Source organism: Micromonospora sp. DT227 (assembly GCF_049841835.1).
In the GTDB taxonomy this organism is placed as follows: Bacteria; Actinomycetota; Actinomycetes; order Mycobacteriales; family Micromonosporaceae; genus Micromonospora.
This window is the reverse complement of the sequence record NZ_JBNCLA010000004.1, coordinates 488,939-500,268: the sequence shown is the minus strand read 5'-3', so window position 1 is coordinate 500,268 and position 11,330 is coordinate 488,939. Positions and strand designations below refer to the sequence as shown.

At 73.7% G+C, this 11,330-nt stretch carries 10 protein-coding genes; 1 reads left to right on the top strand and 9 read right to left on the bottom strand.

The genetic code is table 11. From position 1 onward, the window contains the following. Window positions 1–49: 49 nt before the first annotated feature. The gene (locus ACLQ2W_RS17295) at window positions 50–754 is read right to left on the bottom strand and encodes a tryptophan 2,3-dioxygenase family protein (RefSeq protein WP_425787310.1); all 705 of its coding nucleotides are present in this window, start codon (window positions 752–754) and stop codon (window positions 50–52) included. Between the two features lie 408 nt (window positions 755–1,162). On the opposite strand from ACLQ2W_RS17295, the gene zwf reads away from it, so the two are divergent. Next, window positions 1,163–2,656 carry a glucose-6-phosphate dehydrogenase gene (gene zwf, locus ACLQ2W_RS17290; RefSeq protein ID WP_425787309.1) on the top strand — a complete coding sequence of 498 codons (1,494 nt, stop codon included), beginning with the start codon at window positions 1,163–1,165 and terminating at the stop codon, window positions 2,654–2,656. Window positions 2,657–2,761: 105 nt separating this feature from the next. On the opposite strand, the gene ACLQ2W_RS17285 is transcribed toward zwf, so the two are convergent. From ACLQ2W_RS17285 to ACLQ2W_RS17250, 8 genes are all read right to left on the bottom strand, one after another. Continuing rightward, entirely contained in the window at window positions 2,762–5,305 is a 2,544-nt protein-coding gene (locus ACLQ2W_RS17285) for a tetratricopeptide repeat protein (protein ID WP_425787308.1), read from the bottom strand. 105 nt (window positions 5,306–5,410) lie between these two features. Then, the gene (locus tag ACLQ2W_RS17280; protein WP_425787437.1) at window positions 5,411–5,815 is read right to left on the bottom strand and encodes a peptidoglycan DD-metalloendopeptidase family protein; all 405 of its coding nucleotides are present in this window, start codon (window positions 5,813–5,815) and stop codon (window positions 5,411–5,413) included. A 15-nt stretch (window positions 5,816–5,830) separates the two neighbouring features. After that, the gene (locus ACLQ2W_RS17275) at window positions 5,831–6,241 is read right to left on the bottom strand and encodes a M23 family metallopeptidase (protein WP_425787307.1); all 411 of its coding nucleotides are present in this window, start codon (window positions 6,239–6,241) and stop codon (window positions 5,831–5,833) included. A gap of 79 nt (window positions 6,242–6,320) precedes the next feature. Beyond that, entirely contained in the window at window positions 6,321–7,118 is a 798-nt protein-coding gene (locus ACLQ2W_RS17270; RefSeq protein ID WP_425787306.1) for a methyltransferase, read from the bottom strand. A 56-nt stretch (window positions 7,119–7,174) separates the two neighbouring features. Then, complete coding sequence (locus ACLQ2W_RS17265) at window positions 7,175–8,224, bottom strand: class I SAM-dependent methyltransferase (RefSeq protein ID WP_425787305.1); 1,050 nt, start codon at window positions 8,222–8,224, stop codon at window positions 7,175–7,177. Beyond that, window positions 8,221–9,207, bottom strand: coding sequence for a hypothetical protein (locus tag ACLQ2W_RS17260; RefSeq protein ID WP_425787304.1), 987 nt, complete (start codon window positions 9,205–9,207; stop codon window positions 8,221–8,223). Before ACLQ2W_RS17260 ends, ACLQ2W_RS17265 begins: the two co-directional genes overlap by 4 nt. After that, window positions 9,204–10,310: an endonuclease/exonuclease/phosphatase family protein gene (locus tag ACLQ2W_RS17255; protein WP_425787303.1), complete on the bottom strand. Its 1,107-nt coding sequence runs from the start codon at window positions 10,308–10,310 to the stop codon at window positions 9,204–9,206. Before ACLQ2W_RS17255 ends, ACLQ2W_RS17260 begins: the two co-directional genes overlap by 4 nt. Next, the gene (locus ACLQ2W_RS17250; RefSeq protein ID WP_425787302.1) at window positions 10,307–11,329 is read right to left on the bottom strand and encodes a glycosyltransferase family 2 protein; all 1,023 of its coding nucleotides are present in this window, start codon (window positions 11,327–11,329) and stop codon (window positions 10,307–10,309) included. The genes ACLQ2W_RS17255 and ACLQ2W_RS17250 overlap by 4 nt, the downstream gene beginning before the upstream one ends. Between the last annotated feature and the right edge of the window lies 1 nt (window position 11,330).

The window sequence follows — 11,330 nt, the reverse complement described above, 5'->3', positions numbered from 1 at the left end:
GACGACTGTCACGCAGGTGCACCGGAGACCCTGCGTCGGACGCGGGCCGTCAGAGCGGGTCGGTCCCGGGGCTGGCATCGGGGGTGTGGAGTCGGGCCTGCCACAGATCCGGGAAGAACCGGTGCTCGACGAGCCGGGCGAGCACCGTCGCCGAACTGTTCGGCGCGCCCGCCGGAGCGTGGCCCCCGACCCGCAGCGCCACCTGGTAGTGCCGGAACCGCCACAACGCCACCCGCTCGTCCCACTCCGCCATCGTCTCGGCGAGCCGGCATGTCGGATCCGTGCGGTCTCCTGGTCGCAGGTCCACCGCGGTGGTCCCGTGCGCGGCAAGGTGGTCGGCGAAGGCGCGGTCGAGCTTCCGGCTGGCCGCCTGGACGTGCCGCCAGCCCGGCGACTCGGCGCCGGACCCGTTGCCCAGCGCGGGCTGCATCGCCTGGAAGTCCGCGGGGGACAGGTGGTCCAGCATCTCCAACTGGTCGGTGACCAGGCGTACGGCGAGGGTGGCCCGGGCCAGCAGTGCCGCTGCCCCGGCCAGGTCGCCGACGGCCACCCGCGCGGTCGTCTCGGTTACCTCGGCGGCGGCCAGCTTGAACCACAGCTCGCTGGACTGGTGCACCACCTGGAACAGCAACTCGTCGCGGTGAATGACCTCGTCCGGGTTTCGTTGCAGTCCGAGCAGCACGTCGGTGCGCATGTAACGCGCGTAGTCGGTGGTGCCGGACCCGGGTAGGACGGGCGACTTGTCGCGCTTCAAGGATGGCCTCCACTCGGCGTCGGCACGCCGGGAGTGGCGGTGCGGCGGAGCCATTATGCAATGACGAAAGACGATGCGCCAGCATTCGGTCCACTTCGAATCGACCACTTCGCTGACCGGTGGATCAGGCGGTTTTTGCTCGAAATTGGTGGCCAGGGTGTTTCTTTTTCGTTAAGCCGCTGGCGGGCGTGCGGGTGTGCGGCCGGACGTCCGGGCGGGGCCACCGCGACGCACCGAACCCGCCACCGAGCCGCCGGCCCCTCAGGACGGCATGCGACGCTCAGGTTCCTCGACCAAGGGAGCAACGTCGCGTGGCCCCGGCACGACCCCATCAGTCGCACAATCTCAGGCATGGCAGCGCGGCACCACCCGACCCCGACACCCCTAGTGCCCGGAGGAACGCAGACCATGGACCACGCATCTCAGCTCATCCAGGAGCGGAGTGCCCCGCCGGCCACGCTGGTGATCTTCGGCGCCTCCGGTGATCTGACCCGACGCAAGCTGCTGCCCGCGGTCGAGAGCCTGGCTCGGCACGAGCGGCTCCCGGACCAGTTCGCGCTGGTCGGCGTCGCGCGTACGCCGATGACCGACGAGCAGTTCGCCGAGAGCGCCCTCGGCGGGCGCGAACTCGCCGGCAAGCGCCAGCTCCGAGGCGGCGTACGCTACGTGGCCGGCGGCTACGACGACCCGGCGACCTACAAGCGGCTCGTCGAGACCCTCGACGAGCTGGACGCGCAGCGGGGCACGTCCGGCAACCGGCTCTTCTACCTGTCGACCCCGGCCGGCGCCTTCGAGCCGGTGATCAACGGGCTGGCCGGGGTCGGGCTCAACCGGCCGCGTGAGGGCTCCTTCTCCCGCCTGGTCATCGAGAAGCCGTACGGGCGCGACCTGGTCACGGCCCGGGAACTGGACGCCGTCGTGCACAGCGCGTTCGACGAGCACCAGGTCTTCCGGATCGACCACTACCTGGGCAAGGACACCGTCCAGAACGTGCTGGCGCTGCGCTTCGCGAACTCGATCTTCCAGCCGATCTGGGATCGCTCCTGGGTCGACCACGTGCAGATCACCGTCGCGGAGACCCTTGGCGTCGGCACCCGCGGCGGCTTCTACGAGGAGGCCGGCGCGATGCGGGACATCGTGCAGAACCACGTGCTCCAGGTCCTCGCGCTGGCCCTGATGGAGCCGCCGGCCTCGTTCGAGGCCGAGGGCCTGCGCAACGAGAAGGTGAAGCTGCTGCAGGCGATCCGGCTCCCCACCGACCGGGACATCGCCGAGGCCGCGGTCCGCGGGCAGTACACCCGGGGCGGCACCCGCGAGGAACTCATGGCCGGCTACCGCGAGGAGGCGGGCGTCGACCCGCTTTCGCGGACCGAGACCTATGCCGCGCTGCGACTCAACGTGGACAACTGGCGGTGGGCCGGGGTGCCGTTCTACGTGCGCACCGGCAAGCGCCTACCGGCCCGGCTCACCGAGGTGGCGTTGCAGTTCCAGCGCCCGCCGCACCTGCCGATCCCGACCGACCAGCTCACCGGCCTCGAAGCCGACGCGCTGATCCTGCGGATCCAGCCGAACGAGGGCATCTCGCTGCGCTTCGGCGCGAAGGTGCCGGGCCACTCGTTCCGGGTCCGCACCGCCACCATGGAGTTCTCGTACGACCAGACGTTCGTCGAGGAGTCCCCGGAGGCGTACGAGCGGCTGCTCCTGGACGCGTTGATCGGTGACGCGTCGCTCTTCATCCGCAGCGACGAGGTGCAGCAGTGCTGGCGGATCGTCGATCCGATCATCGAGAACTGGGAGAAGGACGACACGCCGATCCCCACCTACGAGGCCGCCTCCTGGGGGCCGACCGACGCCGACCGGCTCATCGGCCGGCACGGCCGCAGATGGCGCAACTCCGCATAGCTCCGCGCTGACGGACGCTCCGCCGCGCCCCCGGCCCGCCCTCGACCGGGCGGGCCGGGGGATGGGACGTGCGCGTCCCGGCCTGCACGGAGGCGGTCGCAGGGCTTAGCGCCCGTCGTCCTGGGACGCATCGGTGGTGGGGTCGCCGGCTCGCTTCCGCCATCCGGCGAGGTTGTGGCGGGTGTTCATGGTGTCGGGGTGGTCCGGTCCCAGGACCCGGAGCCGGTCGGTGAGGAGCTGCTCGTAGGCGGCGATGGCGCCGGTGGGATCGCCGGCTTCTCCCCGCCAGTGGGCGAGATTGTGCCGGGTCGTCAGCGTGTGCGGGTGGTCGGGTCCCAGGACGCGGAGCCGGTCGGTGAGGAGCTGCCGGTAGGCGGTGACGGCTCCGGCGGGGTCGCCGGCCTCTCCCCGCCACCGGGCGAGGTTGTGGCGGGTGATCAGCGTGGCGGGGTGGTCGGGTCCCAGCACCCGGAGCTGGTCGCTGAGGAGCTGCCGGTAGGCGGTGACGGCGCCGGGGGCGTCGCCGGCCTCTCCCCGCCGCCCGGCGAGGTCGTGGCGGGTGATCAGGGTGTCGGGATGGTCGGGCCCCAGCACCCGGAGTTGGTCGGTGAGAAGTTGTTCGAAGGCGGCGACGGCGCCGGCGATGTCTCCGGACTTCCCCCTCCAGTAGGAGAGATTGCCCCGGGTGGCCAGGGTGTCCGGGTGGTCGGGCCCCAGCACCCGCAGATAGTCGGTGAGGAGCTGTTCGAAGGCGGCGACGACGCCGGTGGTGTCGCCGGCCTCCACCCGCCACCGGGTGAGGTGGCCACGGGTGGCCAGGGTGTGCGGGTGGTCGGGTCCCCGGACCCGGAGCTGGTCGGTGAGGAGCTGTTCGTAGGCGGCGACGGCGCCGGTGGGGTCGCCGGCTTCTCCCCGCCAGTAGGCGAGGTTGTGGCGGATGTCCAGGGTGTGGGGGTGGTCGGGTCCCCGGACCCGCAGGCAGTCGGTGAGGAGCTGTTCGAAGGCGGCCACGGCGCCGGTGGGGTCGCCGGCTTCTCCCCGCCAGTAGGCGAGGTTGTGGCGGGTGGTCAGGGTGTCGCCGTGGTCGGGTCCCAGGACCCGCAGGCAGTCGGTGAGGAGCTGTTCGAGGGCGGTGGCGGCGGCGCTGACCTGGCCCGTGTCGCCGAGGCTTCGGATGCTGCGGAACAGCAGTCCGTGGGGATCGGGCAGCAGCAGGCTGTCCCCGCTGCCGGCCCGCAGGGTGGCGGTGTTCGCGCGCAGGATCTGCGTGTACTTGGGATCCCGGTCGATGTCCGGCCAGAGGGCGAGCAGCCCGTCCGCGGCGGCGCGGGCCGCGGCGCCCAGCCGGGCCGTGTCGCCGTGGTCGCGGGTGGCGCGTTGCACCAGGGCATGCACGCGTACGCCGGCGGTGGCGGCGTCCTGGGTGACGAGGTTGAGTCGATGCAGGTTACGCATGGCGTCGGTCACCATCGGTGCTGCCACGTCCTGGCCGGTCACCGCGCCGAGGTGCGCCACGACCGCGTCGGTGGTGAAGACCGCTTCCGGGATCCCGTTGGGGTCGAGCAGTGCGGCCAGGTCCAGGACCGGTCGGGCCAACCCCCGGGGCGGGTGGTTGTCGGCGGCGTCCAGGGACAACAGCCAGGTGGCCGCGACCGTGGCCCGGTGGTCGTCGGGCAGGGCGTCGTCGGGTGGCGCGAGATCAGCCAGGCGCTGACCGGCCAGCCGGTCCCGGTAGGCCGCCGCGTCGATGCCACGATCGCGGATGAACGCCGCGGCCTGCGCGACCGCCAGCGGCAGATAGCCGAGGTCGGCGGCCAGCGCCTCGACATCGCCCTGTTGGTCGCCGGAGGTGCCGGTGGCCCGGGTGAGATAGTCGACGGCCTCGGCGGGGGTGAACAGGTCGACCGGCACCAGGACGCGACCGTCGGTGTGCAGGACCGGATCTCGACGGCGGGTGGTGACCACCGTGCGGCCGTCACGGTTGGCCGGCGGCCACCAACCAGCGGCATCGCCGGGTGCGTCGAGGTTGTCCAACACCACCAGCCACCGTCGGTTGGCGCGCTCCAACCACACCAGCAACCGCCCCGCCGCCGTCTCCGGCTCCAGATCAGCGGTCGCCACACCGACAGCGCGTGCGGCCTCCGCGTAGGCGGCGATGATCGCGTCACGACTGGACGCCGTGACCCAGACCAGCACGTCCAGCTCGCCATTGGTGTCGAGGTGACGAGCGAACTGTGCGGCCAACTGCGTCTTGCCGACACCACCCATCCCCGACAACACCTGGGTCAACACCGCGGTCCGCCCGGTCCGGGCCGCCCTCATCAGATCGACGCGGGCCTCGCGGTCCTGGAACCAGGCGGCCTGCTGCGGCACCCGGCCGATCCGGACCACCCCGCCCACCCGGGCCGACCCCGCGGCACGCGCCCCGCGGGCGTCGAGACGGTCGAAGACCAACGACGCCAGCGCGAACACCGCGCCCGCGATCCCGGCGATCCAGCCGGCCTGTTCGGTGCCCGTCCACCCCGGGCGGGGCGACCACCAATCGGCCGGCAACCACCAGGCCGACACGGCCACCAGAGCACAACCGGCAGCCACCACCGCGAGCCCGACCACACGCCGCCGCAACCGACGCCGGAACACCCGAGTCACCCCACCATCATCGACGGTGACCACAACGCCCTCACAGTGGCCCGGTCGGGCACGGCGGGGGCGGCGTTCCTCCCCGGCCGGTTGGCGTGACGCGCCGGGGTGGCGTCAGCCGATGCCGTCGACGGCGGCCCGGAGCGCGTTGATCGACGGGTCCCAGGTGAAGTTCAATACGGGCAGGCCGGACGCGGCGGCGTTGCTGTCGCCGCCGAGGACCACCGCCCGCGGCTTGCCGGAGCCCTGCGGGACCACGAGGTACCAGCTGCCTTTCACATTCGCGATGAACACTTCGTCTGCCTCCTGGTCCGGCGGGTTGGGGTCGCCGCCGTCTCCGACGTGGTTCTCGAAATCCGTGGTGGCGCCGAAATTCGTCGGGCTGCCGGTGTTCAGCCAGAGACTCGTGTGCACGTGCGGCCCGACACCCTGGTCGCTGCCGTTCGCCGACGCGCCGGAGTAGGCGATCGTCTGGCCCCGCGACACGCGTTGCCCGGTGGCGACGGCGATCCTCGACAGGTGCAGGTGTCGGGTCTAGTTGCCGTCGTCGTGGGCCATCCCCACGACGCGTCCGGTCGCGGTGGAGGTGTCGGTCTTCACGAGCCGGATCGTGCCGTTCGCCGCGGCCACGACCGGGGTGCCGGTGGCCACCGCGTAGTCGGTGCCCGGCTCGGCCGAGGGCGGCGTCCGGTTCCGGTGGTCCTGCCAGGAGCTTGAGATCCGGACGTTCCCGCAGGGCCGCTGATAGCTGCCCGCGGCCCGGGCGGCGCCGGGCAGCAGCGCGAAGGCGGCCGACACCCCGGACGCGGCCAGCGCGGCGCCGGTGAGGAACCCCCGCCTCGATAGCCCTCGCAGGTAGGCGATGCCGTCGAGATCCTCGGGGCCCGGCTCGCCGAGGTCGGCATTCCGCGCCGGGCCGGGGCGCGGCTCCCCACTGAGGATCATCAATGCAACCTAAGGCCGCTCCCGGCGAAGGGCAAGGGCCTCGCCGCACGCGCCGGCCGGCGAGGCCCCCGCCGACCGCTCAGCCGGGGCGGCGTCCCCATGCCGAGATCAGCGGCGCGAGGGTGAGGTCGAGTTCGCCGGCCTCGACGGCGGCCAGGTGGGCGTCGATCTCGACGTCGTCGGCCAGCCCCGCGGCGAGCAGCTCGGCGCGGACCATGCGCACCGTCGCGGCCTCCAGCCGGTCGCAGGCCACGCCGCCGATCGGGAAGCAACCGGCGGCCGTCACGTCGACCAGGCCCGCCGCCCGCAACGCCCGCGGCAGCGTACGGCCGTAGCGCAGATCGGCGCCGCGGCGGGTCAGCAACTCCCGGACGGCCCGGCGCAGCCGGTTGGCGCGCTGCTGTGCCGGGCCGACCTCGTCGAGGCAGGCCAGTGGCTGCAACTCGGTGTCGGCGTCCTCCACCACCAGCCAACCGCCGGGCCGCAGCGCCGCCGTCATCGTCGCCAACGCCCGGGCCCGGTCGGGCAGGTGGACGAGCACGAGCCGCGCGTGCACCAGGTCGAACGTGCCGGGCTGCGGCGGCGGGTCCGCGACGATGTCGTGCCGGCGCACCTCGTACCGGCCGTGCGGGTCCAACCAGGCCGGATCGAGGTCGGTGGCCAGCACGTGACCGGTCGGCCCGACGGCCGTGGCCAGCGCCTCGGGAATGCTGGGGCCGCCGGCGCCGACCTCCCAGCAGCGCCAGCCCGGCCCCACCCCGAGCCGGTCGAAGTGCCCACGCGTGACCCCGTCGAACAGCGCGGCCAGCCAGGTGAACCGCTCACCGGCCTCGGCCCGGGCGTTGTCGAGCAGGTAGCGGTGATCCGGGGAACCCATGCCCCCATCCTCCCGCCGGCCGGGCGCGGTGTCAGCGCGACACGGGCGGACCCCAGCTATTCGGTACGAGGCATCGTGGCGACGGGACCGCTGCCGAGGTCCGCCCGCGGACGCAGCCAGAACGACGCGGGCAGGAAGTGCTCGGTCAGCCCGAGACGCCGCCACAGCGGGGCCGCGACCTCGCGCAGTTCCGGGTCGCCGGCCACGAACGCGTTGGGCAGCTCGATCTCCCAGCGCTCCGGCGCGGCCAGCAGGAACGCGGCCAGCAGATACTGCTCGTTGTAGTGCCGGTGGCGCCACTGCGGCGGGTAGTCGCGGGGCAGCATGATGTCGTGCACCTGCACCAGCACGCCGGGCCGCAGCCGGGGCAGCACCTCGAAGAAGAAGACCGTCACGTCCGAGCCCATGAAGCTGCGGTGCGAGCCGTCGAAGAAGACCACGTCACCGGCGTCCAACTCGTCGAACAGGCCCAGGTCGGCCCGCTCCAGCGGCGCGCGGACCACGTCGTCGCAGAGCACGTCGACACTGGCCCGGGGCGCCGGGTCGATCGAGGTGATCCGGGTACGCAGACCGTGGTCGCGGACCGCCCGGCGGGCGAACTTCGTCGAGTTGCCGGAGCCGATCTCGACGTACCGCGCCGGTTCGTGCTCGACCAGGAAACCGTAGAGCGCCAGCGCGTCCAGCGGCGGCAGCCAGCCGTTGCGCCAGTACGGCTCGCCCGAGTCGAGGTCGCCGTGCAGCGGGACGGCGGCGAGCCGATCGGCGTGACCGAGGAACCGCCGGAGCGTGTCGGCGTACGCGTCCCGCCGCCGGTCGAGCAGCTCGGAGATGCCCGGGTGGTCGGGTCGGCCGTAGCCGAAGCGTGGCTCCGGGCTCACCGGGAAGTCCACGAAGATCGGCCGGCGCAGCCCGAACGCGGAGAGCACCAGCCCGTGCAGCAGAGGGCGGCGCTCCAGCCGCGCCAGCGGGCCGGCGAGGAACGGCAGGGCGGAGAGCACCTCCACCCCGGAGCCGGTACGCACGGCGCTGCGCAGCCGGCGGACGCCGCCGCGCAGCCCGCCGCCGGTGACGGGCTGCGCGGCGGACGGCAGGTCGGTGGTGGTCATGAGGAGACTCCTTCGAGACGGTCGGCAGGGGCGGGACGGGACGGGGTGGCGGCCTGCGGCGGACCGCCCGACCGACGGCCGGTGACGGCCAGCAGGGCCAGCACGACGACCGTCGAGCCGATGTCGCCGACGGTCAGCAGCACCCGGCTCAGCGCGACGAGGGTCACCAGGTCGGGGCCGCCGACCAGGGTGGCGACGGTGAGCGCGAGCGCGACCTCGCGTACGCCGAGCCCGGTCGGCAGCACCACGGCGCAGAGCCCGGCGACCACGGAGAGGGCGAAACCGCCGACGCCCAGCGGCAGCGCCGGGCCCGGCGCGGCGCCGAGGGCGACCGCCAGGACGGTGATGTGCAGGCCGCTGATCAGCCAGCCGAGCACCATCAGCCCGGTGGCGCCCAGCAGCGTCGGGCGGCCGGGCAGCAGCGGCCCGGTGTCGCCCCGGCGCAGCAGCCGCGCGGCGGCGGCCAGCAGCCGGCCCAGCAGGCCCGGGGCGAGCACCGGCGCGGCGGCGGCCACGCAGGCCGGCAGCAGCAGCCACCACCATCGGCTCTGCCCGACCAGCCAGGGCAGCGCGAGGACGCCGACGAGCACCCCGGACACCGCCGCGAGTCCCTGGCTGGCGAGGAACGCGGCGGCGAGCCGGGCCGGTGGCTGGCGCAGCGGCCGGGCCATCGCGGCGTGCGCCACCGTCGGCCACACCCCGCCCGGCAGGTAGCGGGTCAGCCCGGCGAGGAAGTAGACCCGGGTGGCGTCGCGCAGCGACAGTCTCGTGCCCAGCCCGGCCAGCAGGACCCGCCAGCCGACGAAGCCGGGCACCCCGCCGACCGCGGCGAGGACCCCGGCGGTCAGCGCCGCGCCCCAGCCGACCGTCCGCAGGCTGTCCGCCATCCCGTGCCGTACCCGCCACACCTGCCAGCCGAGGAAGGCCAGCACGGCGGCGTACCCGACCACGCGCAGCGCGGCCCACACCCGCGCCCGGCTCACCGGGACCCGCCGAGGGAGAGCACGACGTCCTGCACCCGGTGGTCGGACATGCCCCGCGCGTCGCGCAGCCGGTACCGGTGCACGGTCCATCCGGGGGAGACGAACGTCCAGTCCAGCCGCCACCAGCGCCGGCCGGCGATCGTCCACGACGTCGGGTACGCCGACCCGCTGGCCCGGGCCGCGTCGGTGAGCCGGTCGCGGAGCCGGGCCAGGTCGCCCATGGCCGGGCTGGTGTTGAGGTCGCCGGCGACCAGCACCGGGTTCGGGTTGCGGTCCAGGTCGGCGGCGAGCGCCCGGTACTGCGTCTCCCGCCGCTGGAAGAACTCGTGCCGGCGGTCGTAGAACAGCTCGCGCAGCGGGCTGCTCAGGTCCAGCGGCACCAGGATGTGGGTGTTGTAGACCGACACCGTGCGGCCGCCCACCCGCAGGTCGGTGCGGAGCGACTTGACCTCCCAGTAGTCGGTGCGCCAGTCCGCACCGGGCGGCGGGTCGGCCGGCAACGCGGTCGTCGCGACGACCGGGAACCGGGTCACGGTGACCAACTCCCCGCGCAGCACCACCTGGTAGCCGGGGAACTCGCGGCGCAGCCGGGCCAGGTCGGCGTCGCGGCGGGCCGGGTCGTCGTCGGGCTTGTACTCCTGGAGGAGGTAGACGTCGGCGTGCCGGGCGGTCAGCGAGGCGTAGAACGTGTCGGGGTCGTCGGTGGCGTTCCACACCGTCGTGTTCCAGGAGACCAGGCGCAGCGCGTCCGCCGGCGCCGGCGGCGGGGTGCGCCACACGGCCGGGTTCAGCCCGGCGAGGTCCGCGCCGAGCAGCAGCCCGGCCACCGCGAGCAGCGCCAGCCGGGCCCGGAACCGGCCGGCCAGCGGCACCGCCCCGAGCAGCAGCACCGGTACGGCGACGAACGCCAGCGGCGGGATCAGCTCCGGCGCCAGCCACAGCCACCACCGGCCGCTGAACAGCCGGTGCGCCACCACCAGGAGCAGCCACGCCGCGCCCAGGCCGGTGAGCACCGCGCCGGCGCGGGCGCCGGGTCGCCGGCCGACCCGACCCGCCCGGCCGGCCGCCGGTTCGGTGCGCGGTGGCGTCCGCACGGCGGTCACGCGATCACCGCCGGCTGCTCGTAGAGGCGGCGGAAGCGGCGGGAGAGCAGCCACTGCACCAATCCCACCGCCACGCCCACCCCGATGGTGAGGCTGACCAGCAGGTGCAGGCCGGCGAAGCGCAGCGTGTAGCCCAGGCCCCGGACGGCGTGCACGTAGCGGTACATCCGGGCGTCGCTGAGCAGCCAGAGCGCCAGCAGCAGCAGCGGCACCACGGCCCACCCCGGGCCGGCCAGCAGCGGCAGCGGCGTGGTGGCGGCGGCCAGCCAGGACGCCAGCCCGGTGCCGGACTCGGCGGAGGTCACCACCCCCACCACCCGCCGCCGGTGCAGGAAGAACGGGATGTGCACGCGGGTCCGGGTGAACACCTTGCCCAGCGCGATCCGCAGCGTCGCGTCGTCGTCGTGCCGGCCGATGACCCGGCTGGTCATCCGCACCTCGTACCGGTCGGTGAGCCGTTCGCTGACGTCCGCGCCCTCGCTCTGGGTCAGCCTCGGGTTGAACGGGCCCACCTGCGCCCAGATCCTGGTCGGCACGGCCAGGATCGCGGTCGACAGGAAACCGGCGATGCTGCCCTCGGCGACGCGGAAATACCAGTGCCGGTACAGGTTGCGGTAGTCCTTGGTGAAGGTGCCGTCGATCAACGGGACGGTGTCGTAGTTGCCGCAGACCGCGCCGACGCCGGGCTCGTCGCGCAGGATCGCCACCGCGACGGCCACCGCGTCCGGAGCCAGCGCCACGTCCGAGTCGACGAACATCAGCACCTCCCCGGTGGCGGCCTCCGCGCCGAGGTTGCGCGCCACCGAGGGCCCGCTGTTGACCGGCGTACGCAGCACCCGCACCTCGGGGAAGGACTCGGCGACCGCCACCGAGTCGTCGGTGCTGCCGTCGTCGACCACGATCACCTCCACCGGCCGGTGGGTCTGCCGGCGCAGCGCCGCCAGGCAGAGCCGCAGCGTGCGGGCGTAGTTGTAGTTGGGCACGATGACCGAGACGAGGGGCGCGGAGACGGCCACCACC